Below are 24,395 nucleotides of genomic sequence, written 5' to 3' on the forward strand. Positions count from 1 at the left end.
CGGTCTCTAACGCTCGCTGCCGAGCGTTGGCAGCCGAAAACCTTCACGCAGTATTTGTTTGATGGCCTCCATCTCGTGGTTCAGGTTGTCGATTTGCTGCTGGTTTGCGTCGATTGTCTGCTGCAGCGAAACGGCGGAGTCATGGTATAGCTGCTGGGTCTTTTTCATGTTGTCGGTAGCGAAAATGACCGATTTGATCAAATCACCCATCTTGTGCAGGATATCGTCGCCAGAGCGCACGTACCGGGGTAGTAGATAAACCGAGGTCAGGTGTTCAACTCCGCTGAGAAAATGCGTTTGCACGTCATTCAGACGCGTATAGAAGTAGCCGAATATGCCATAGGCGACGATGGCGGTAATGGTGGTTGAAAGCGCGGTTGACATACCGGAGATCACCAGTCCCATACCGCCAAGGCTGGCATCGGCCGAGTCGATCAGGTCGGACGCACCCAGTAATGCAATCGACAGAGAAAGTATGGTGCCGAAAACACCGGTCAGGATTAGAATATTATTGATATAACGAATTAAGCCAAAATGCGTGGCTTCATCGGCGTTTAACATTGCCGCGAGCGCGCCATGGTTGATTTCACCGTTTGCCTTCTGGATAGAGCGCATCGTTACATGCCGCTTGGCAACAACCGAATTGGCCGGGAGGCCCTCCATGAGATCAGGCTTTAGCGAGTCGACATTATTTACAAAAGCAGCGATGGTGGCTTCTTCACGACGATAGCGCAGCAGGTTATAAAAAATATTACCAAGCCCGATAGTCAGTAGCCCCAGGATCGTACTATTGATCGCAATCCCGATATTGGTCAGCTGGTTTTCAAAGTAAAACGGGTAGATCAGATCAAAATTAAGCGCGATCAGTATGATCACCGCGATTACAACGACACTGAACTGGGTAATGATCTTGGAGCTGAGACTGGTATGCAGACGCTGAACTTCCATAGCGGGAATCTCTGGTTGTATTAGTTCATCTCAATAGCCGGGCGAGCCCTGGCATTTAATAATGTTTTCTGTTGGAAGTCAAAACGGCCGTATGACGGGCCATTTGATATTCCGTATGGATCCGTCTAGTGCGTGGTTTTGCGCAGATGATTGATCAGGTCGATCTGGGTAATCAAGCCGTAAAAGGTATCGCCATCGGCGATGATCGCAACCTTGTCTTCCTTGAACAGCGCGACGATGTCATCGATGCTTGCGGTTGGGGAGACTGTCTCGAGGCGGGTTACCATGACCTCGGCAACTTTCATCTGGAAGTTATCCTCGTCTTCGTAGATGCCGAGCAGAATATCGGACTCGTCTATTAACCCGACGATATGCCCATCGTCGACAACAGGCAATTGTGACACATCGAACATGCGCATCCGTTTATAGGTCGTGAGCAGGTTGTCTTCGGAGGTGACGGTAACGACATCGCCGCTATCCATTGGCCGCGCGATAATGTCCCGCAAGTCACCGTGGCTTTCCCGTTCCAGCAAGCCCTGGTCGGCAAGCCAGGAATCGTTAAACGACTTGTTCAGATACTTGTTACCGGTGTCGCAGGCAAAGGTGAGTACCCGCTTCGGCGTGGTTTGTTCGCGACAATAACGCAATGCGGCTGCCAGCAGCGTCCCGGTAGATGAACCCGCGATAATGCCTTCCTTGCGCAACAGTTCACGCTGAGTTTGAAAGGCCTCCTTGTCGCTGATTGAATAACCTTTCTTGACCAGGCTGATATCGCAAATCGGCGGCATGAAGTCTTCGCCTATACCTTCGACCAGCCATGAACCTGCCTTCGGTGTATGCCCGGTGTTAATCGTTTCAGCAAGAATCGAGCCTTCCGGATCGGCAACGATCATTTCACAACCGGGTGCATGCTCGTGAAAATACCAGCCAAGTCCGGTCACGGTCCCGCTCGATCCTACACCGACCACCATGGCATCGAGCTTGCCATCCATTTGCCGCAAAATTTCCGGTCCAGTATCGACTCGATGGGTTTTTGGATTGTTGGGATTCGAAAACTGGTCGATGAAATAAGAGTTCGGGATTTCGGCCGCGAGGCGCTTGGCATAGTCCTGGTAATACTCGGGGTGGCCTTTCTGCACATCCGAACGGGTCAGGCGCACGTCGACGCCCATTGCGCGAATGTGACGTATCTTGTCCGGACTCATTTTGTCCGGAATGACCAGGATCAGCTTGTAACCCTTTTGTGCGGCAACCAGACCGAGTCCCAACCCGGTATTCCCCGCGGTTGCTTCGATGATCGTACCGCCGGGCTTGAGTTTACCTTCTTCCTCGGCGGCCTCGATCATGGTTACCGCGATCCGGTCCTTGATTGAACCCCCCGGATTTTCCGATTCCATTTTTATGAACAGGTCACAAGGGCCGGTATCAAACTGCTTGAGTTTCAGAATCGGCGTATTGCCAATCAGTTCAAGTACAGAATTATAGATCGTCATATTCGGGTGCCATGATCGGGTTAAAATCGTGAGCCATTATAACTGATTCGATAATTACTGAGGGCAATCCATTCGGGATCGATTTCGATTCCCCAGCCGGATTTATCAGTTATTAACACATTACCATCCTTGATATGGAACTGTGGGCCGAAAATATTCTCCTGCCACGGGTAGTAGTCACTGCCCTCGATCGAGAATTCGACGTATTTGCCCGCGTTTTCGATAGCCGCCATGAAGTGTATCGAAAACAGGGTAACCAGGCTTAGATTCGCCGAATGGAGCGTACAGGGAATACCGGCCTGTTTGGCGTAGTCCGCAACCTGCAGCGTGCGGGTTATTCCACCCATGTAGCAGATATCGGGCTGCACGATATCAACCGCATGGCTATCAATCATCTGTTTCCAGACGATCATGTTGTTGTCCTGTTCGCCCCCGGTGACGTCGATATCGAGTGCTGTGCTCACTTCCCGGGTCCAATCAAGCTCCCAGTAAGGGCAGGGTTCTTCGTAATGGCTAATCCCGTAATCGGCAAGTAGTTGTCCGACCTCGATCGCTTTCTGCGGCGTATAGCCGCTGTTCGCGTCCACCATCAGGGTGACGTCGTCTCCCAGGGTAGCGCGCATGGTTTTGACGATTTCCTCGGTACGACCGGGCCACTGATCGATATCATGTCCACATTCTTGCGCGATGCGGAATTTGAACGAGTGATAGCCGAATTCGTCGCGTAACGCGAGCATGCGCTCGGCTTCCTGTTGTGGAGTAATGTCGCGCTTCATGCTCGAGGCATAAACCGGAAACTCGCTGCGGTTACCACCCAGCAGCTGTTGCACACTTTTACCGGCGCGCTTGCCGCGGATGTCCCACAGCGCGGTATCGACACCACAAAGCGCACGGTACAGGTAAGTCCCCTGGAATTTGTGCTCGCGGTCGAGCACGGTGGCGGTAATCGCGTCGATGTCGGAGGCATCCATACCGAGTACGTGACAGGCGACCTGGCGGTGGACAACCTCGGCGGTAAGGTCAGCATTGTAGGGCGATGCCTGTCCCCAGCCCTCATCCCCATCATCGGTGCGCACCCGCACCAGCGTTACGTACTCGGTGGCAAAGGTTTCGACGCTGGTGATCAGCATGCGCTGTGTGCCTAGAGTCCGTCCAGTGCCTGTTTCAGGTCGGCAATCAGATCCTCGGCCGACTCAAGGCCCGTCGACAGGCGCACCAGGCCATCGGTAATACCGGCGGCAAGGCGCTCCTCTTTGGGCATATCGGCATGCGTCATGGTCACCGAGTGCGTGACCAGGGATTCGACCGATCCGAGGTTTTCCGCGAGACTCCAGAGTTGCAGGGTATCCATCAGTTTTTTACCGGATTCGACCCCGCCGTGAACGTCGAACCACAGCATCGAACCATGTCCGCTGGCCTGGCGGTCGGCGAGTTCTTTTTGCGGAAAGGATTCCAGCCCGGGATAGCATACGCGATCGACATTCGGATGGGTTTCGAGGAACTGGGCCACCTTGAGCGCGTTGACCGACTGTGCTTCGAGCCGGGTGCTCATGGTTTTGACACCCTGCAGCGTATAAAACGCGACCATCGGTGTCATGTTGCTGCCGAGGCAGTTGCGCACGAACATGATTTGCTCGAGATGATCCTGGTTAGCCGCGGTAATGGAGCCGCCCACGCTGACGTTGTGGCCTTCCATGAACTTGGTGGTGCTGTGCAGGCTGATATCGGCACCGAGTTCGAGCGGTCTCTGGTAGTAGGGTGTCAGGAAAGTATTATCGACCACGTGTGGAATCCCGGCTGCCTGCGCTACTTCCGAAATCGCGGCGATATCGGTTAGCTTGAGTGTCGGGTTTGCCGGGGATTCGGTAAAAATCAACTTCGTGTTTTCACGGATTGCGTTTTGCACATTTGCAGGATCGGAGGTATCGACAAAACTGCATTCCAGCCCCCAGCGGTTCAAAACCTTGGTCGTAACGCGATGGGTTCCGCCGTAGACAACATCCGACAGAATCACGTGCTCGCCGGTGCCGACCATGCCGATGATGGTGCAGCTGGTGGCGGCCATGCCGGTCGCGAAACAGAGACTGCCGACGCCACCCTCGAGCGCGGTAATTTTAGCTTCGAGTGCTGCCACGGTCGGATTACCGGAGCGGCTGTAGGAATAGCCTTTTTCGAGGTATTGATCGACGGATTCCTGGACGTAGGTCGTGGTCTGGTAGATAGGCGTCAGGATAGCGCCCGTGACCGGGTCTGGCTTGACCCCGGCACGTACTTCGCGTGTTTTAAAGTGTCGATTGTCTTTGCCGCTCATCAGGATCCCCGGTTATTGGTTCACAAAGGAGGGCGATTCTAGCATTAGTCAGACAAATTAAAAAAGCACATCGACTAGTGCTGGCACTGTTTAGGGCAATCTTGCAAAATGTGTTGCATGAAGGCCGTAAACTATCCGCAGAGGGCCCATTCCACCTGCCCCCACGACTGCCCCAGTACCTGCGCACTCGAGGTCGAGCTGCTCGATGCCAACACTATCGGTCGGGTTGCAGGTGCCAGGGACAATAGTTACACCGCCGGGGTTGTCTGTGCCAAGGTTGCCCGCTATGCCGAACGCATTCATCATCCGGCACGAATCGGTCAACCGCTGCGTCGCCGCGGTGCCAAAGGCGAAGGCCGTTCGGCATTCGAAGCGATCAGTTGGGAGCAGGCGCTGGATGAGGTTGCCGAGGCCTTTGCCCGCACCATGCAAAAACACGGCAACGAAACGCTGTGGCCCTATCACTATGCCGGCACCATGGGCCTGATCCAGCGTGACAGTATCGAACTGTTCCGCAACCTGCTGAAAACGTCGCGCCAACATTCTACTTTTTGCATTACGCTCGCCGATGCGGGATGGCTCGCCGGTACCGGGGTAAAACGCGGCTCCGACCCGAGAACCATGGCGCATAGCGACCTGATCGTGATGTGGGGCGGTAATCCCGTTTATACCCAGGTAAACGTCATGCATCACGTTGCCAAAGCTCGCCGTGAACGTAGTGCCAGGCTGGTGGTCGTCGATCCCTATCATACCGCGACCGCTAAAAAAGCTGACCAGCATCTGATGCTGAAACCCGGTACCGATGGTGCGCTGGCCTGCGCAGTCATGCACCAGCTTTTCGCCGATGATCTGGTCGATCGCGATTACCTGGATCAGTTTTGCGATGTGCCGCGCGAACTCGAGGATCACCTGCAATCGAGATCACCCGACTGGGCGGCTGCGATTACCGGACTTGATGCGGAAGAAATCATTGAATTCGCGCGACATTATGGCAGCACCGAGCGCAGTTTTCTGCGTCTCGGGTACGGTTTCACGCGCTCGCGTAACGGGGCCGCAAACATGCACGCGGCGAGCTGTTTACCCGCCCTGACCGGGGCCTGGCGCTACCCGGGCGGCGGCGCGCTGTATGCCAATGGTGGCCTATACGCGATTGACCAGTCGATCATCAAGGGGCTCGATGTTCTCGATCCTGATACCCGTATCCTGGATCAATCGCGAATCGGTGATGTACTGTGCGGTAATCCCAGGGATTTGCAGGGAGGACCGCCGGTGAGCGCACTGCTGGTGCAAAATACCAATCCGGTCGTCGTCGCGCCCGAGACCCGCAAGGTGATCGAGGGTTTTGCACGCGATGACCTGTTTACCTGCGTGCACGAGCAATTCATGACCGAAACGGCCGCCATGGCGGATATCGTGCTGCCGGCCACGATGTTCCTCGAGCACGACGACTTTTACCAGGCCGGGGGACATACGCATGTGCAGGTCACCCGCGGACTGGTAAATCCGTTTGCCGAGTGTCGCAGCAATCACTGGGTGCTGGGGCAGCTGGCGCAACGACTGGGATTCGACCACGCAGGCTTCCGCAAGGAAGCGCGAGAACTGATCGATGAGAGTCTCAGGCTCAGCGGGCTTCCGGATGAGCAGACGCTGTACCAGGATCACTGGATTGACTGCGCGCCTGAATTTGAAACCGGTAACTTTCTCGATGGTTTCGAGACGCCTGATCGACGCTTTCATTTCAAGCCCGACTGGAGCCGGATAGGTCCTGACTACGAGCAGATGCCCGAACTACCGGATCACATGCCGGTGGCTAATGATACCGACGATGAGCATCCTTTCCGCCTCGTCGCTGCACCTGCGCGCCAGTTTCTGAATACCAGTTTTACCGAGACCCAGACCTCGCAAAAGGCTGAACACAGGCCAACCCTGATGCTAAGGGCCGAAGATGCGGCGCACCATGGAATCGAAGATGGCGGCCTTGTCAGGGTCGGGAATCGCATCGCGGATATCCTGTTGCATGCAAAAATCTTTGATGGTATGCAGCCCGGAGTCGTCATTATCGAAAGCATATGGCCAAACCACGCCTTCATCGAAGGGCTGGGTGTAAACGCGCTGGTCTCCGCCGAACCCGGTTTACCGAACGGTGGTGCGATTTATCATGATACCGCGGTGTGGCTTAAGACAGAACCGGAGGAGGTAGTATGAAACAGCATGAGAAGCTTAACTATGTCGAATTGCCAGCGCGTGACCTGGACGCTACCAAACGCTTTTTCAACGAGGTATTCGGCTGGACATTCGAGGATTTCGGTCCGGGCTACTGTGCTTTCTCGGACCAGGGCCTGGATGGCGGATTCTATCGCTCGGAGCTTTATTCAAGCACGCTCAGTGGCGCCGCATTGCTGGTATTTTTCAGCGATGACCTCGAGGCGACCCTGGCCAGAGTGGAACAGGCTGGCGGGCGCATCGAAAAACCGGTATTTGAGTTTCCTGGTGGGCGCCGATTCCATTTTAGTGAGCCCAGTGGTAACGAGTTTGCAGTCTGGGGCGACAAACCGGTATCGTCAGGCTAATGCAGCGCATACTTCCCGATAATTGGGTCGCAGTTTGTCTCCAGTCAGATGCCCCTAAACCGTGGTGAAGGAAGCGATCGAGCGGGTCAGGCGAGCAGCGCAGTACGATCTGCCTGACCTCAACCGCCTGCGGCAGCAGGCCGTTGACCTGGCAACGCAGATCACTGTCGGTCGATCGGCATTCCTCGACGAATACGGCGTCCAGTCCGAGCTCGAGTACAAGCTGCAGGCAATGCGTGACAACCACGTCATGTACCACGCGCATATCGGCATGAACGATATCGATGCAACCGTGCAGGCGCTGACCAGAATTCACGAGGAGTTGTCACTTAAGGGATATCGGCTCGACCGGGCAGGATTCGCAATCGATCGACGCATGGGTTTACCCCCCGGAATGCGTGCCGCGGCGGCGGCCGAAACCGGACCGATGCTGGTGCAGGATGAAGACTGGCGCAATATTGCGCAAGTGGCACCGATCCAGCCGCACTTCGGAGATTTCATGATCGGGCAGCCGGCTTCGGTTGGCAACGCGGTACAGGCGCTGCGAATTGGCTGTACCACGATTGGCAACCTGTCGCAGTATTTTACCTTTGAAGCACCCGGCTGGAGTGATACTGCCGAAACTGCTGCCCAGACTTACACTGCGATGGCCTTGCTGGGTGAGTTTCGCGAGCAGGGCGCGATGCTGCATTCCTACCTCGAAGACGGCTTTGGCGCCCTGTTCCAGCATTATTCGACCGTCGCAGCCTGGGCGATGCTGGAGCGTTACCTGGTTGAAGAACTCATTGGTACGCGCCTGACGCATTGTATCGGTGGCTTGACCCGGGATCCGGTGAAACGCGCCGGTTGGGTGCTGGCCTTGCACAAAATCCATCGCGGCGAGCAGGTTGGTTCAATGATTTACGGGGATACCCTCTCCTTTGGCCATGAATTCGAGAAGAATAGGGCGGTCACGGCGGAGTACCTGCTGTGGGATATCCTGGTGCAGTTGCATGCACCCAGCGGTCACGCGGTATTACCGCTGCCGGTGACGGAAGCAATCAGGATTCCGTCGGCCGATGAAATCATTGAAGCGCAACTGTTCGGTCGCCAGGTGGAGGCGAGCGCGCGACGTCTCTACCCGCATGTCGATTTCTCGGCGGCGGAATCCTTTGCCGAAATCGTCTGCCGCGAGGGTGAGGATGTTTACCGGAATGCACTCTCGGGCCTGGCCGATCTGGGTGTCGATATCACCAATCCGTTGCAAATGCTTTACGTGCTGAAAAAGCTGGGAGCGCAGGGTTTCGAGCAACTCTTTGCTGCCGATCAGGTTGGCAGCCCCGAATTCGTGACCGATATGTACGCCATGGCGCAGGGTGTTATCGACGAGTATCGCCCGATGTTCGCCGAGGCCACGTTTCGAGACCGGGTCAAGGGGAAACGTTTCCTGGTTGCCTCCAGCGACGTGCACGAGCATGCAGCCGGGGCGCTGGCACAGTTGCTCAGTGAAACCGATGCCGATGTCGTTTACCTCGGGGCCGAGCAGAATCCATCAGATCTGGTGGCCGCACTACTGGCGCAGCCGGTCGATGCCCTGTTGTTGAGTACCCACAACGGCATGGCGCTCGAGTATGCCAACCAGTTAAAACAGATGCTCGACGATGCATCCCTGTCGCTGCCGGTTATTATCGGTGGCGTGTTAAACCAGAAGATCGATGCAGAAGCTTTGCCAATCCCGGTTGTCGATGACCTCAAGGCACTGGGTATGCATCCCGCGATCAGTCTGCCCGGACTCACGCGGCTGCTGCCGGATAAAACCTGAGCGGTATATCAAGCTCCCGCCTCAGCCATAGGGTGGTGGCGCTCGCCAGTTGAATATTTTAGCGGCCCGCCGAATCGTTGCCTGCTGTTGTTTGAAGCGGTTGAACAGCGCCGCTGGGGCGTTCTCCGGACCACCAAGGGCCAGGTATATACCGAGTTCCGAATCGGCCGCTTTTTCGCCACCCACGAATACCGCGCTGTCATCTTTACACAATGCCGACAGTGCGCGGTAGAACTGCGCGCGTTGTTCGATCAGGAAATCGCGGGCTTGTCGAAACGCAGATTCACTATTACTGCTCATCGTGACCCGGTTGTGTGGATCGAGACCATAGGGATTAAGGTGACCATAAACCAGGATCTGGCCGTCGATTTCACGGTTACCGTCAAAATAGTCTTCAACGCGCGCGATGTAATCACGATTAATCTCCCAAAGCTGCTCTACAACTGCTGCAACCGCGTGCGCCGAAACCCGTATATTTGCATCGGAGTGATTCTTGTAGACCATGCGTCCGCTGGGCACCTGGGTTCGAGCGGTGTAGGGTATTGCCTCACGCAGCGCCCGCATTTCCTCCGGCTCGGTGAAGATTTCGGCATATTCGAGTCCGATTCCTGCAATCGTGTATTCCTGCGCCTGCGGGTCGTCCGCGAGGCTGATCAGGAACTCGTCAGCGGGCCGCTCGCTGTATCCATTGACGAAGACCAGTCCAGTGGCACCCGCGGCAACGCATTTTTGTTGCATGACCTCGGCTCGTTTTCGTGCGGGATGATCGGTTGCGCTGGAGAGCAGGGGCTGCATTGAACCCCTGCTGACGTGTTCGATTCCGAGAATGAGATCGTGGTTCCCCGTGCGCGACTTGACCGGTTCGCTATCCAGGTCAAGGAAGACATGAGGAGATAAGTGTTCGAGCAACCTGGCAAGATCAGCGGGGCGGTTTGAAACCGGCAGTGCAAACGCGACTTCGTTCGCCGGAAAGCGGCAGTAATTGCAGCGCACCGCGCAGACGATCCCACTCCAGCCGTAGGTACCGGCATACCCTCGCAGTTCATCACCCTGGATGCTGACGATCGTGCTGCCATCGAAGAGCGCAATTTCGATAACGCTGTCGCTGAAGTATCTGCGTTGCGGGCCCATGCCCCCGGTCATGAAGGTGGCGCCAACGGCGGCATACAGGTAACTGGTTAAATCGGCGCCCGGCACCTTGAAACCCTGCCCGAGTTCCTGTACCAGCACGCGGTTCAACTGGTCCAGCGTAATCGCACTACCGGCACTGACCTGCTGATGCTCGGTATCAATGACGATTTCGTCGAGGCCGATGTCGGTTATCCCCGGGCGCGAAGCCCTGCTCACTCGCGGACCGAGTGGCGGATCAAAACGTAAGCCAACGACGGTTCCGGACGGTTTCCGGGCGGGCTGGAATATTCCGCCCCCGGTCGAGGTTCCGGACATGGGAACCAGGTAAATATCGCCTCCATGTAATTGCTTTAACTGGTTAATCGCGGTGACCACGTCAGCCTTAACAGGATAGGCAAAATCAAACTCTACCGGGTTGTTTTCACCGTCCGTTACCTGCTCAATGGGATTACCCAGGATCCTATCCATTGCCGGACTGCCTCAGGCAGCTTTCTTCGCTTCGAGGGCGGTAACCAGACCCTGTTCGAGGGCGTCCAGTATTGACTGATTGGTGATGGCCTTCCCATCGGGGGTCGTGAGATAGAAAATATCATCGATCTTTTCGCCCAGGGTTGAAATCTTCGCGTGCGTGATATTGATGTCCATTTCAGCGATGACATTGGCGATAACTGACAGCATGCCGGGCATGTCGATGGCGCTGATTTCCATTACGGTGCGGCCGTTCAGATAATCCTGCTCAAACTGAACCTCGGTCGGATGGTCGAAAGCCTTCAACTGCCGGGGTTTGCGCGTATTGATTTTGCCCTGGTAAATCGAGTCCGATTCAAGCGCCTTGAGCAGGTTGTGCTCGATGCGCTCGATAATCTCTGGGTCGGTAACCGCCTGGTTATTCTGGTCCTGGATAATAAAGGTATCCATGATTTTGTTATCCCTGGTGGTGAAGATTTCAGCGTTTAAAATGGATAAACCCATGGCTCCGAGGGTGCCCGTCACTTGCGAAAAGGTATGCGCGGCCTCATCACCATAAACGAAAACCTTGGTATTGCGGGTTTCGGTGGACTGGCGAATACTGACCAGCCTGGGTTGGTCAGTGTGACTTAGAATCGCATTGACATGCCATTTAATTTCCAGCGGATGATGTCGTAGAAAGTAATCGCCCGGCACCCGGTCGCAAACCGAATTGATTTGCACCACGCTAAACGGCAGGTCGGACATTTCCTCGAGTGCGGCATCGCGGTTTTCCTGGATGATTTCATCGATGTCGGGTGCGTGCTCGATGCCGCGCCTGATCACGGTTTTGGTCGCGCGGTACAATTGTTTAAGCAGCGCGTCCTTCCAGTTGTTCCACAGCTTCGGATTGGTACTGCGAATATCGGCGACAGTCAGCAGGTATAGATAATTCAGCATATTCATGCTGCCCACCTGGCGGGCAAAATCCCGCACCACGTCGGGATCACTAATATCTTTGCGCTGTGCCGTAACAGACATCAGCAGGTGATGGCGTACCAGCTGCGATACGATCCGTGTATCCTTGCGATTTAATTTGTGTTGTACACAAAACTGGGTCGCTTCTTCAGCCCCGAGCTCCGAGTGATCACCTCCCCTGCCCTTGGCAATATCGTGAAATAAAGCCGCCAGGTAGAGCAGGCAGGGATTTTCGAGCTTGCTGTAAACCAGGTTACAGAACGGAAACTCGTCCTCGTGTTTGTCGAGTGCAAAGCGGCGCAGGTTACGGATGACGAAGATCGTGTGCTGATCAACGGTATAGGCATGGAATAGATCGTACTGCATGCGCCCGGTAATCTTGCCGAAGGCGGGGATGTACGCCGCCAGAAAGCCGTAGGAATTCATGCGGCGCATCTGGTGGGTCATGCCGTTGGGCGCGCTCATCAGCTGCATGAACAAGTGATTGACGGTGTCATCGCTTCGATATTCATCATCAACCAGGTAAAGATGTTCACGCACCAGGCGGATCGTCGACGCGGTAACACCTTCACAGCGTTCATTCAACGAGATCAGCAGGAATAGCTCAACCAGTGCTTCGGGGTGCGCTTTGAAAACATCAGGATTGGCGACCTCGATATAGTTGTTACGCAAGTTGAAACGTTCGTTGATCGGTTTGATTTTGCGCTGCGATGCCGTTAACAGGATTTCTTCCCTGAAAATCTGCAATAACATTTCACTGAGTCGCTCGAGTTCCATGATGGTGCGATAGTACTGTTGCATGAATTGTTCGATCGCCAGGTTGTGCTCGCCAGATTTGAATCCGAAATATTCGGCGACTTTTTTCTGGTAATCGAATAACAGGCGGTCTTCGCGGCGACCCGCCAGGCGATGCAGTGCAAAACGAACGCGCCACAGATGCTGTTGGCCCGTATCGAGCAGATCGAATTCCGCATCGGTGAGGAAGCCGTGTTCAACCAGCTCTTTGAAAGAAGCCGCATTAAAATGCCGCTTCGCCACCCAGCCAATAATCTGAATGTCACGCAGGCCGCCCGGGCCTTCTTTAATATTGGGCTCGAGGTTATAAGCGGTGTCATTAAAGCGCAGGTGGCGATCATGTTGTTCTTCCAGCTTGGCTTCGAAAAACTTGCGTGATGACCACATTTTTCTCGGCGAAATCGCCTGCTGGTATTTTTCGTAGAGCCGGGTGTCGCCGTAAACCAGGCGCGACTCGATCATCGTGGTCATGACCGTGACATCGGATTTGCCTTCGCGAACGCAGTCCTTGATAGTGCGCACGCTATGCCCGACCTCGAGGCCGATGTCCCACAAAAAGGTCAGAAAAGCCGCGAGTACCTCCTGCTGGGCCTTGCCTGGCTTCTTTCCCAGCAGAATCATCAGGTCGATATCGGAACCCGGTAATAATTCAGACCTGCCAAAGCCGCCGACAGCCACCAGGCAGCAGTCACATTGATCCTGATTAGCGATCAAATGCTGGAAACAGAATACGAGGACCCGATCGATCATCCCCGCGGTTCCATGGATCAGTTTTTCGACCGCGACGCCTTCGTCGAATTCACGGTAAATCTGCTGACGCGCAGCACTGAGGCCAGCCGCAATCGTTTTCGCGTTTAACTTGTCACCATCGAGGGCCTGCTGCAGATATTGCTCGATGACCCCGTTCACGGGTTCAGAATCCAAAATCGGGATGCAAGGTCAGAATTTCGAAACCATTCTCAGTCACCAGGTTGGTATGCTCCCATTGCGCCGAAAGGCTGTGATCCTTGGTAACAACGGTCCATTCGTCCGGCAGCAGCTTTACGTAACGTTTGCCCAGGTTGATCATTGGTTCCACGGTGAAGGTCATCCCAGGCTCCAGTACCAGCCCGGTGTCCGGCTTGCCATAATGCAGTACCTGCGGATCCTCGTGAAAAACCCGACCAATCCCATGCCCGCAATATTCGCGCACCACGCTGCAGTTGTTTTTTTCCGCGTGTTGCTGGATAGCATGCCCGATGTCACCGAGGCGTACGCCGGGCTTGATCATTTCAATTCCGACTTTCATGCATTCGTAGGCGATGCGTGATATCCGTTGTCCCTGCACCGTAGGTTTGCCGACCAGGAACATGCGACTGGTATCGCCATGGTATTCGTCCTTGATGACGGTAATGTCAATATTAATGATATCGCCATTTTTCAACTTTTTTTCGGCCGGAATACCGTGGCAAACAACATGGTTGACGGAGGTGCATATCGAACGCGGAAATCCCCGGTAGTTCAACGGCGCTGGCACGGTGGTCTGCTCATTGACCATGAATTCATGACAGATATCGTTGAGTTGTTGCGTAGTAACCCCGGGCTCGATATGGGGCTCGATCATGCGCAGCACGTCGGCAGCCAGGCGCCCGGCAACGCGCATTTTCTCGATTTCTTCACTGGATTTGATCGTGACACCCATAAAAACAGAGCTAACTGGTTGTTGAGGATACGGGATTATGGTATAAAGCGCGCGCCTTCGGCAACCGCCGCGGGAAATATACAGGACATCGGGCCTTGGCCCGTTGTTTTAAACGACACACACATTCCATAACGCGCTTATGGGTGCCCGAATTTTACCAGAGAGCGGGTCGTAAGCGTCGGGTATGTGGAGGCTTAACCCGGGACAGTCGTACAAGTGCTGTCCACAGACATCTGGAGAAACTTATGTCTAACGTCACCATGCGTGAAATGTTGGAAGCGGGCGTGCATTTCGGCCATCAAACCCGTTTCTGGAATCCAAAAATGGCTCCCTTTATTTTTGGGGAGCGCAACAAGATCCACATCATCAATCTCGAGCAAACCATGCCGCTGTGCAAGGACGCGGTTAATTACCTCGGTAAAATCGCTTCCAAGAAAGGCAAGGTCATGTTTGTCGGCACCAAGCGTGCCGCCAGCGATTCCATAAGAGAAGAAGCGCAGCGTTGTGGCATGCCATTTGTCAATCACCGCTGGCTGGGTGGCATGTTAACCAATTTCAGAACGGTACGCGCCTCGATCAAGCGGCTCAAAGAACTGGAAGATATGGCCGAGAGCAATAGCTATGAAAAAATCGGCAAAAAGGAAATATTGCAACTCGCGCGCGAGCAGGAAAAGCTGCACAAGACCCTGGGCGGTATCAAGGAGATGGGCGGTTTGCCTGATGCCTTATTTGTTATCGATGTCGGTTACGAAAAAATTGCGGTACAGGAAGCCGCCAAGCTTGGCATTCCAGTCGTCGGCATTGTCGACACCAATAACTCACCCGAGAACATTGACTACATCGTGCCTGGTAACGACGACTCGATGCGCGCCATCAAGCTTTATACGAAGCTGGTAGCTGAAGCGATCCTGGAAGGCAAGCAGAGCATTGTTACCGCTGACGACGGTGAAGACGAACTCATCGAAATCAACGAAGAAGAGGTTGTCAGTGACAAGCCCGCGGTAAAAGTTACTGCTCGCAAGACTGCTCCCGTAAAACAGGCCGCGGCGCCGGAACGGGAAGTTGGGCCTGACGCGCCTGCAGCAGCTGAAGCCCAGGACGTCGCGTTAGCAGACGAGTCGCCTGGCCAGCCAGAGCCAGAGCAAGCCGATGCAGAGGCGGTAACTGATGCAGATGCTGCGATGCCGGAGACGGCGGCCCCGGAAGCCAGTGCTGAACCGGCTACGACCCGAAAAGCGGCGACCAAGAAGGCGGCAGTGAAAAAGGCGGCGACTAAGAAAGCAGCGGTTAAAAAGGCAGCAGTCAAAAAATCGACAACCAAGAAAGCAGCGGCCAAAAAAGCAACAACGAAAAAAGCGGCAACCAAAAAGGCAACAACGAAAAAAGCGGCGACCAAAAAGGCCGCCAGTAAGGACTAACCAGGCACCTGTCCAGTAGCAGGGAATAACGAGGTAGTGAAGTGGCTATAACAGCATCTCTAGTAAAAGAACTGCGCGAGCGAACCGGCTCGGGCATGATGGAATGTAAAAAAGCATTGGTCGAAACCGGTGGCGATATTGACGCAGCAGCAGAGCTGATGCGCAAGTCCGGCGCGGCCAAGGCCGACAAGAAAGCCGGTCGTGTCGCGGCGGATGGTGCGATCAAGATAAAGGTTAACGAGGATGGTAAATCGGCTGTTATTCTCGAGATTAATTCTGAAACCGATTTTGTCGCCAAGGATGATAACTTTCAGGCCTTCGCCGATGAAGTGCTGGAGACTGTTGCTCAAAATAGACCGGAATCCATCGACGCGTTGTCTGCATTGTCACTGGCAAGCGGTCAATCGGTGGAAGAAGCTCGCCAGACACTGATTGCCAAGGTTGGAGAAAATATCCAGGTACGCCGCTTCGAAATTCTGGAATCCGGTGACTCGATTGCCGCTTATCTGCATGGCGCTCGCATTGGCGTGCTGGTTGATTCCAGCGCCGATGCCGATTTGGCTCGCGATATCGCCATGCACGTCGCGGCGGTTAATCCGAAATTTGTCGATCAGGAATCTGTTCCAGCCGATTTTATTGCAAGCGAAAAATCGATACTGGTAGCACAAGCTGAATCCAGCGGCAAGCCGGCCGAGATTATTGAAAAAATGATTCAGGGCAGGCTTGATAAGTTGTTGGCCGAGGTAACCCTGCTGGGACAACCGTTTGTCAAGGATCCGGACCAGAAGGTTGCGGGGCTACTGTCGGATGCGGGTGCCTCGGTGAATCGCTTTATTCGCTACGAAGTGGGTGAGGGTATCGAGAAGAAAGTCGAAGATTTCGCCGCAGAAGTGGCCTCTCAGCTAAATGCCTGACGTTAGCAAAGCCGCGAGAATCGCGGCTTTTTTTTGACGAAAAGCGCTGTTGACAAGTACTTTGCCGGGCAATGGACTTATAATGCCGCGATGTTATTTTAACTCCCGCAGTTGTGGGCAAATTGTGCCGGCTTTACCGGGTCGATGAAGCCGGGCACAGATCACGATCCTATGGCGAAAATCAAACATAAACGCATATTAATAAAGCTCAGTGGCGAAGCGCTGCAGGGCGATAATGAAACGGGTATCGATCCAAGAATGATCGAAAAACTCGCCCTGGAGCTAGCTGTATTACACAACAACGGCGTCGAAATTGGCTGCGTCGTCGGTGGCGGCAACCTGATGCGCGGCGCTAACCTGGCGCTGAAGGGGCTGGATCGCGTTACTGCCGATCATATGGGGATGCTGGCCACGGTAATGAATGCATTGGCTCTGAATGACCAGTTACTGCAACATGGTGCGGCTGCCGCGGTCATGTCTGGACTCGAGATGCCGCAGGTATGCGAGTTTTATACGCAACGCGATGCCCGTCGACGCATTGCCGCCGGGGAGATCATTATATTTGCTGCCGGGACCGGTAGTCCTTATTTCACGACTGATACCGGGGCGAGTCTGCGTGCCATAGAAATACAGGCTGACCTGTTGATCAAGGCGACCAAGGTTGACGGGATTTATGACCGGGACCCGGTCAAAGACGGCGATGCAGTGCGCTACACGCACCTGTTTTTTGACCAGGCAATCGATAAACGCCTGGCGGTCATGGATGTCGCAGCAATGATTTTATGCAATGATAACGCGTTGGACCTGGTCGTTTGCGACATCAATCAGCCGGGAGCGTTGCTCGACCTGGCAAAGGGCAAGCAGGTGGGAACCCGGGTAACCCGTAAAGAGGTAGAAAAATGATAGAAGATATCAAACAAGATGCGCGCAATCGAATGGGCAAGAGCATCGAAGCCTTTAAAGCCGAACTCAGTAAGATCAGAACCGGCCGCGCGCACCCTAGTTTACTCAATCATATTACGGTTGATTTCTATGGCAGCGAAGTCCCGATTGGCCAGGCCGCCAACATAACGGTTGAAGACGCTCGCACCCTTGCGGTAACGCCCTGGGACAAGAGCATGGTGCCGGTGATCGAGAAGGCGATTCTGACCTCCGATCTGGGGCTCAATCCGACCACGGCCGGTACCATTATTCGCGTGCCGATGCCGCCACTTACCGAGGAGAGACGTAAGGAACTGGTTAAGGTAGTACGGGAACTTGCCGAAAATTCACGAGTTGCGATCAGAAATATTCGCCGTGACGGCAACAATGAACTGAAAGGCCTGTTGAAAGATAAGGACATTTCCGAGGATGAAGAAAGGCGGGGACAAGACCTCGTTCAGCAAGTAACGAATCAGTCTACCGACGAGGTTGAGTCATTGTTACAAACCAAAGAAAAGGAATTGATGGAAATTTGATCGCGGTATTGAAAAGGAATCATGACTTCGCAATCACAGGCATCGATTCCCGGCCACGTATGCATCATTATGGATGGCAACGGTCGCTGGGCAAAGAAAAGAATGATGCCTCGCAGTTTCGGTCATCGACAAGGTGTCGAAACAACCCGTCGAGTCGTTGAATATTTCGCAGGTGCTGGAATCAAGCACCTCACCCTGTTCGCATTCAGCAGTGAAAACTGGAATCGTCCCGACGAGGAAGTACACGGGTTGATGGATCTTTTCATGCAGTCTTTGCAAAAATACTCAAGCGAGTTGCATGAAAAGGGTATCCGCATACGCTTCATTGGTAACCGGGCCAGGTTTTCTTCAGACCTGCAGCAACGGATCGACGAAACTGAAACCATGACCTGTGAAAACGATGTCATGACACTTAATATTGCGGCTAATTACGGCGGCCAATGGGACATCGTCAATGCAGCCCGGATCCTTGCCGAGCGGGTTAGTGCTGGCGAATTATTGCCGTCGCAAATTGACGAGCAGCTTTTCAGACAGGAACTTTCACTGGGTGACAGTCCGGATCCCGATTTATTCATTCGCACTGGGGGTGAGCAGAGAGTCAGCAATTTTCTGCTATGGCAGCTCGCTTACACAGAATTTTATTTTTGTGACCGGCTCTGGCCCGAGTTTTCGGACGATGATATGCGTCTTGCTTTGTCCGAATATGCTCGACGGCAGCGTCGTTATGGCAAAACGGGCGAGCAGATAGAGGCCGCACACTAGTGCTCAAGCAGCGCATTATTACCGGGATTGTTCTTGCGGTCGTGGTAATCGGTACAATTTTGGTACCCGATACTTTCTGGGTCAGCCTCTTGTTCGTCGCAATGCTTTTCGCGGCGACCACCGAATTGTTGCGGCTGACGATCAAATCGCCCGCTGTGGCGACTGCAATTGCTTCGGGTGCATTTGTACTGCTTTTCTGGTGGTCGCTAACGCAAGTCAATCCACTGCTGATTTACTGGCAGGCACTGGCAGGAATGGCGTTGTGGATATTGATCACGTTTGGACTGATGGCTTATCGACACAGCGGTCGCTTGCCGCTGCTGGTGCGGGTGCTCTTGCTTGGTCTCGGACTGGACCTGTTGTGGATTTGTTTACATGGTCTTATCTACCTGCATTACGTGTATGGTGCCGGGATGCTGCTTTACATGTTCAGCCTGGTCTGGATTGCCGATATTGGCGCCTATTTCAGCGGACGAAGGTTCGGTAAACACAAGCTGGCCCCGACCATCAGCCCGGGCAAGACCTGGGAAGGTTTATGCGGTGGCCTTGTCGCCAACCTGTTCTGGATACCGTGCGTGTATCAACTGAGTTCGGGATGGGGTTTGGGATTAGCGGAATTTTTCCTGATCAGTGTGGCAACGTCGTTGATTTCGGTCGTTGGTGATTTATTTGTAAGTGTTCTCAAGCGAGAAGCCGGCGTGAAGGATAGCGGCAAGTTGCTGCCGGGGCACGGCGGTGTGCTGGATCGTATCGATAGCCTGATCGCCGCGTCTCCGGTATTCGTCGCTGGTACTTTTCTGGCGGGGTCGTTATGAAGCAGATTACGATGCTGGGTGCGACCGGGTCGATCGGGCAATCCACGCTCGATATTGTTGCACGACACCCCGACCGGTTTCGACTTTATGCACTGACCGCGAATAGTAATCATCAAAAGATGGTGCAACTGTGCCGTCAGTTTGAACCAGATTTCGCGGTGATGCGTGATCCCGACAGTGCCCAGCAGCTGCACGAGTCGATCGCAGATCTGGCAACTGAAGTTCTGGCTGGCGAAGATGGGCTGGCCAGGGTTGCCGCAGCTGATGAAGTCGATGTTGTCGTCGCTGCCATCGTCGGGGCGGTGGGCCTGATGCCGACCTTGTCCGCGGTTCGCGCGAGCAAGCGCGTGTTACTTGCCAACAAGGAAGCCCTGGTTATGGCAGGGGCCCTGTTCATGGATGAGGTTCAGCGATATAACGCTGAGCTGTTGCCGGTTGACAGCGAACATAATGCAATTTTTCAGTGTCTGCCGCCAGGATCGATTGGTAAGGGCGTTGCGGGTGAGGGTGTACGGAAAATTTTCCTGACCGGTTCGGGTGGGCCATTTCGGGATACCGAGCTAGAATCGCTCGAAAACGCCACCCCGGAACAGGCCTGTGACCATCCGAACTGGGATATGGGACCAAAAATATCGGTGGATTCAGCTACTATGATGAACAAGGGGCTGGAATTGATCGAGGCCTGCTGGATGTTTGCTGTCGATCATACCGAAGTTGAAATTCTGCTGCATCGGCAAAGCATAGTACACTCCATGGTTGCGTATAATGATGGTTCGGTCATTGCGCAAATGGGCAATCCTGATATGCGAACGCCTATTGCCAATGCCCTTGCGTGGCCCGACCGGATGGAAAGTGGAGTTGAACCATTGAATTTTTTGCAGGTCAGTCACCTGGATTTCTCGCAGGTCGATGACAGGCGATACCCATGCCTTGCATTGGCGCGAGAGGCCTGGCATCAGGGTGGTACCAGCACGACGGTATTGAACGCTGCAAACGAGATTGCAGTTGAACATTTCCTGAACAGGCAGATAAAATTTACCGAGATTCCGAAAATGATTACCAGAGTCATGGAGCAGGCAGCAAGCTTACCCGCTGATGATCTGGACGTTATACTGGAAGCGGATTTGAATGCGCGTGAACTGGCACGCAAGCTTATTTAAATACGGAACTGAGCAATATGGACTTCCTTGGCATTATCTACAGTATTCTCGCCTTCATAGTGGCAATCGGCGTGCTGGTTACCGTGCACGAATTTGGTCATTTCTGGGTTGCTCGCAAGCTGGGCGTCAAGGTATTACGATTTTCGGTTGGTTTTGGCAAACCAATGTGGCTCAAAAAAGCCGGTGCCGATGAAACTGAATACGTGATTGCCACGATCCCCCTTGGTGGTTACGTCAAGATGCTGGATGAGCGCGAAGGCGACGTAGCGGAACACGAACTGGAGCGGGCTTTCAATCGAAAATCATTATGGCGTCGCTTTGCGATCGTGGCGGCTGGACCGGCATTTAACTTCCTGTTTGCCATTGTCGCCTACTACCTGATATTTCTGTCTGGTGTCAGCGGTTTCAAACCGGTTGTCGGGGAAATCAATAATCCGAGCCCTGCCTATACAGCTGGGATTCAGCAAGGTGACCTTATACTCTCGGTCAATGGGCTCAAAACCAGGACCTGGGAGCGAGCCCGATTCGCAATGCTGGAGGAATCGGTGAGTGCAGAGGAGCTTGTCCTGCAGGTACAGGATCAGGATTTACAAATTCGCGACAAGGTGATTGATATAAGCGACCTGGAGCTGCTTCAGGAAGAGCAGATCGATCTGATGCGGGACCTCGGCATGTCTACCTGGAGGCCCAGGGTTCCACCCATTATCGCTGAAGTGCTCCCCGATGGCGCTGCACAGCAGGCCGGTTTACGCGCCGAAGACAAAATCCTGGCGCTAGATAACATTAAGATCGAAAGCGCCCAGCAATGGGTTGATTTAATTCGTGATAATGCCGGCATCGAGATGGAGCTTAGGGTATTACGCGACGGCAGGGAACTTGAACTGAGATTGATGCCGCGAAGTCGTACCGAGGCCGGCGAAACCTATGGCTACATCGGCGTTCGCAACCGAATCGAAATACCCGAGTCGATCCGTCTCGAAATGATGGTGACCGAGCGCTACGGACCACTGGATGGGCTAACAGAAGCCCTGGACAAGACCTGGCGCATGACCTGGCTTACCCTTCGGGTACTGGGTAAGCTCGTGACCGGGGAGGCAAGCGTTAGAAACCTCAGTGGTCCGATCACGATTGCGCACTATGCCGGGCTCTCGGCGCGCATTGGACTGGAACCCTTTATGGGATTCCTCGCAATTATCAGCATTAGTCTCGGTGTTTTAAACCTGCTACCGGTGCCGATGCTGGACGGCGGTCACCTGTTTTACTATCTGGTTGAAGCAATAAAAGGCAGTCCCGTATCAGAGGCAACCGAGATTATCGGGCAAAAGATTGGCATTTTGCTGCTTTTTTGCCTGATGACCATCGCAATTTATAACGATTTGTTGCGCCTGGTAGAATAATTTTGAGAATTTCCATCTGGGTCGGTGCAGTGGCGCTGTGGACGATTTCCTGCTGGGCGCATGCTGACAGTTTTACGGTCGAAAGTATCGAGGTTATCGGTAACAAGAAGATTACCGTCGGTACGGTCCTTAGCTATCTTCCAGTCAATGTGGGTGAGGCCCTCGATACGGACAACACGCCCGAACTCATCCGTGAACTTTACTCTACCGGTTTTTTTGACGATATTGAATTGCTCAGAAGCGGTAATGCCCTGATCATCAAGGTGGTCGAGCGGCCGTCGATTGCCGAAGTTAATTTTGAAGGTAATGACGATATTGAAGACGAGGCACTGGAACAGGCACTGGACCAGGTGGGAATGTCCAAGGGCAGAATATTCAACGAAAACCAGCTCGAAAAACTTGAACTGGAGTTACAACAGATTTATTACTCGCTGGGTAAATATGCGGCCAGGATTGAGGCCAGCTGGCGTGTTCTGGATGAGAATCGCGTGGCTATTGATATCAGCATATCCGAAGGTCTGTCAGCAACTATAAGGTCGATTAATATCACCGGTAATCAAACCTACGACGAAGAAGAGTTACTCGATCTTTTCGAACTGGAACCATCCAGCGCCGGTATGTTCCCGTCCGACGAGTACTCCAGCACCAAGCTATCTGCCGACCTGGAGACTCTCAAATCATTCTACCTTGATCGGGGGTTTATCCAGTTTGACGTCATCTCTCAACAGGTTACCATCAGCCCGGACCGCAAGGACTTCAGCATTGCTATCAGTATTCGCGAGGGCGAGCAGTTCAAGCTTAGCAGACTCGAGGTTGGCGGAGAACTGGTGGTCGATGCCGCTGAATTATTGGCGCTAATAAATATTCGTGAGGGGGAGGTTTTTTCGCGTAAGAAAATTAACCAGGTAATCGAGACAATGCAAAAGCGCCTTGGTGAAGATGGTTATGCCTTCGCTAAAATCAGGGTCCGGAACGAAATTGACGAGGAGAATAAAACGGTTTCGCTGCAGTTTCTTGTTATACCGGGTAATAAAATGCGGGTTCGCTATGTCAATTTTTACGGTAACGAAAAAACCAAGGATCTCGTGTTGCGAAGAGAGATGCGCCAGTTCGAAGGAGAGATATATCAGCGCTCGAAAGTCGATCGTTCAAAGGTTCGCTTGCAGCGGTTGAACTACATTGCAACGGTTAATCTCAGCCTGCAAAAAGTTCCCGGTGTCGAGGACCAGGTTGATATCGAAGTGACAGTGGTTGAGCGATTTTCAGGCAACCTGTCACTCGGCGTCGGTTATTCCCAGGTGCAGGGCGTAATAGTGAATCTTGGTTTTAAACACGAGAATATTTTTGGCTCCGGTAACTCCGTTGACTTAACGTTTGATAACTCCGCCTCGACGGAGCGCTATGGTTTTAAATATGAGAATCCATATTACACAGCCAACGGGGTTAGTCGAGGTTTCAATTTCTCCTTTGCCGAAACAGATGCGTCAGAAAACAATACCAGTAATTATCTGCTCGATCGCATCAGTCTGTCAGTCGATTATGGTATTCCATTGTCCGAGTTTAATACACTCAGGTTCGAGGCCGGCGCACTGCAAACTCAAATCGAGACCAGCAGCGAATCGTCCGACGAGGTATTCGAATTTATTATTGCCAACAGTGACGAGTACGACGAATCAACACCTCGGTCCGAGATTGAAGACGAAACTTTCGATACCTTCTTCAGCACCGTTGGTTTGGCCAAGGATACTCGTAACCGAAGAGTCTTTGCTGATTCGGGACATCTCAACAGTGTCAGCCTGGAAGTTCAGACCGGGGATCTCGATTTCTATAAAGTGAGATACCGTCACCAAACGGCCTATAAGTTAAGCGAAACCTTCACCTTTTCTTTCAAGGGCAGAATAGGCTATGGTGAAGGCCTGGAGGATTACGACGACCTGCCGATCTATGAAAGGTTTTTCGCCGGTGGCCCGCGCTCCGTCAGGGGTTATGAACAAAACAGCCTGGGTCCACTGGACAGCACCGATGATCCTCTTGGTGGTAATTTCCAGGTTGTTACCTCAGCGGAAGTCCTGTTTCCTCTCGAGTATCTCGGCAGTTCAGAAACTTTCAGGCTTGGGGTATACTTCGACGCCGGGAATGTATTTGAAGATGTCGATGCTTACGAGTTGGACGAGTTAAGACAATCGGTCGGCCTGTCGGCCAAGTGGTTCTCGGTTATCGGACCGATCGAGTTCAGTTATGCGTTTCCGGTTAATGATGAATCTGGTGATGACACCAGAAACTTTCAATTCCTGCTGGGTGCAACATTTTAGAGAAT

18 protein-coding genes and 1 pseudogene are annotated in these 24,395 nt (G+C 53.5%); 12 read left to right on the forward strand and 7 right to left on the reverse strand.

What is annotated here, in order from left to right:
* Positions 1-6: 6 nt before the first annotated feature.
* The 4 genes from OES20_06855 to OES20_06870 all read right to left on the reverse strand — a co-directional run bounded on the left by OES20_06855 (position 7) and on the right by OES20_06870 (position 4,752).
* Positions 7-948 carry a hypothetical protein gene (locus OES20_06855; GenBank protein ID MDH3634409.1) on the reverse strand — a complete coding sequence of 314 codons (942 nt, stop codon included), beginning with the start codon at positions 946-948 and terminating at the stop codon, positions 7-9.
* 125 nt (positions 949-1,073) lie between these two features.
* The gene (locus tag OES20_06860; GenBank protein MDH3634410.1) at positions 1,074-2,441 is read right to left on the reverse strand and encodes a pyridoxal-phosphate dependent enzyme; all 1,368 of its coding nucleotides are present in this window, start codon (positions 2,439-2,441) and stop codon (positions 1,074-1,076) included.
* A gap of 20 nt (positions 2,442-2,461) precedes the next feature.
* On the reverse strand, positions 2,462-3,571 hold the full coding sequence (locus OES20_06865) for a mandelate racemase/muconate lactonizing enzyme family protein (protein ID MDH3634411.1): 1,110 nt from the start codon (positions 3,569-3,571) through the stop codon (positions 2,462-2,464).
* Between the two features lie 11 nt (positions 3,572-3,582).
* Positions 3,583-4,752 carry a PLP-dependent aspartate aminotransferase family protein gene (locus OES20_06870; GenBank protein ID MDH3634412.1) on the reverse strand — a complete coding sequence of 390 codons (1,170 nt, stop codon included), beginning with the start codon at positions 4,750-4,752 and terminating at the stop codon, positions 3,583-3,585.
* Between the two features lie 117 nt (positions 4,753-4,869).
* Here OES20_06870 and OES20_06875 point away from each other — a divergent pair, with 117 nt between their 5' ends.
* From OES20_06875 to OES20_06885, 3 genes are all read left to right on the forward strand, one after another.
* On the forward strand, positions 4,870-6,957 hold the full coding sequence (locus OES20_06875) for a molybdopterin-dependent oxidoreductase (protein MDH3634413.1): 2,088 nt from the start codon (positions 4,870-4,872) through the stop codon (positions 6,955-6,957).
* Positions 6,954-7,322, forward strand: coding sequence for a VOC family protein (locus OES20_06880; protein MDH3634414.1), 369 nt, complete (start codon positions 6,954-6,956; stop codon positions 7,320-7,322). The genes OES20_06875 and OES20_06880 overlap by 4 nt, the downstream gene beginning before the upstream one ends.
* 64 nt (positions 7,323-7,386) lie before the next feature.
* Positions 7,387-9,123 carry a hypothetical protein gene (locus tag OES20_06885; protein ID MDH3634415.1) on the forward strand — a complete coding sequence of 579 codons (1,737 nt, stop codon included), beginning with the start codon at positions 7,387-7,389 and terminating at the stop codon, positions 9,121-9,123.
* Between the two features lie 21 nt (positions 9,124-9,144).
* Here OES20_06885 and OES20_06890 read toward each other — a convergent pair whose 3' ends face one another.
* From OES20_06890 to map, 3 genes are read right to left on the reverse strand one after another with little or no spacing between them, the layout of a single operon-like run.
* On the reverse strand, positions 9,145-10,722 hold the full coding sequence (locus OES20_06890) for a hypothetical protein (protein MDH3634416.1): 1,578 nt from the start codon (positions 10,720-10,722) through the stop codon (positions 9,145-9,147).
* A 12-nt stretch (positions 10,723-10,734) separates the two neighbouring features.
* Positions 10,735-13,398 (reverse strand): [protein-PII] uridylyltransferase, encoded by a 2,664-nt coding sequence (glnD, locus tag OES20_06895; GenBank protein ID MDH3634417.1) that lies wholly within the window; start codon positions 13,396-13,398, stop codon positions 10,735-10,737.
* On the reverse strand, positions 13,388-14,155 hold the full coding sequence (gene map, locus OES20_06900) for a type I methionyl aminopeptidase (protein ID MDH3634418.1): 768 nt from the start codon (positions 14,153-14,155) through the stop codon (positions 13,388-13,390). The genes glnD and map overlap by 11 nt, the downstream gene beginning before the upstream one ends.
* Positions 14,156-14,400: 245 nt before the next feature.
* Here map and rpsB point away from each other — a divergent pair.
* From rpsB to bamA, 9 genes and pseudogenes are all read left to right on the forward strand, one after another.
* Positions 14,401-15,132, forward strand: a pseudogene (gene rpsB / locus OES20_06905) (30S ribosomal protein S2).
* Positions 15,133-15,614: 482 nt separating this feature from the next.
* Positions 15,615-16,487 carry a translation elongation factor Ts gene (tsf, locus tag OES20_06910; GenBank protein ID MDH3634419.1) on the forward strand — a complete coding sequence of 291 codons (873 nt, stop codon included), beginning with the start codon at positions 15,615-15,617 and terminating at the stop codon, positions 16,485-16,487.
* Positions 16,488-16,658: 171 nt separating this feature from the next.
* Entirely contained in the window at positions 16,659-17,390 is a 732-nt protein-coding gene (gene pyrH / locus OES20_06915; GenBank protein ID MDH3634420.1) for a UMP kinase, read from the forward strand.
* Positions 17,387-17,944 carry a ribosome recycling factor gene (gene frr / locus OES20_06920; protein MDH3634421.1) on the forward strand — a complete coding sequence of 186 codons (558 nt, stop codon included), beginning with the start codon at positions 17,387-17,389 and terminating at the stop codon, positions 17,942-17,944. The genes pyrH and frr overlap by 4 nt, the downstream gene beginning before the upstream one ends.
* 21 nt (positions 17,945-17,965) lie before the next feature.
* Complete coding sequence (uppS, locus tag OES20_06925; protein MDH3634422.1) at positions 17,966-18,706, forward strand: polyprenyl diphosphate synthase; 741 nt, start codon at positions 17,966-17,968, stop codon at positions 18,704-18,706.
* The gene (locus OES20_06930; GenBank protein MDH3634423.1) at positions 18,706-19,521 is read left to right on the forward strand and encodes a phosphatidate cytidylyltransferase; all 816 of its coding nucleotides are present in this window, start codon (positions 18,706-18,708) and stop codon (positions 19,519-19,521) included. Before uppS ends, OES20_06930 begins: the two co-directional genes overlap by 1 nt.
* Positions 19,518-20,681 carry a 1-deoxy-D-xylulose-5-phosphate reductoisomerase gene (gene ispC, locus OES20_06935; protein MDH3634424.1) on the forward strand — a complete coding sequence of 388 codons (1,164 nt, stop codon included), beginning with the start codon at positions 19,518-19,520 and terminating at the stop codon, positions 20,679-20,681. Before OES20_06930 ends, ispC begins: the two co-directional genes overlap by 4 nt.
* Positions 20,682-20,698: 17 nt before the next feature.
* Entirely contained in the window at positions 20,699-22,078 is a 1,380-nt protein-coding gene (rseP, locus tag OES20_06940) for an RIP metalloprotease RseP (GenBank protein MDH3634425.1), read from the forward strand.
* Positions 22,079-22,080: 2 nt separating this feature from the next.
* A complete protein-coding gene (gene bamA, locus OES20_06945; protein ID MDH3634426.1) occupies positions 22,081-24,390 on the forward strand; it encodes an outer membrane protein assembly factor BamA in 2,310 nt (769 codons plus the stop codon).
* Positions 24,391-24,395: the final 5 nt, after the last annotated feature.

The sequence above is a fragment of the Gammaproteobacteria bacterium genome, from assembly GCA_029862005.1.
In the GTDB taxonomy this organism is placed as follows: Bacteria; Pseudomonadota; Gammaproteobacteria.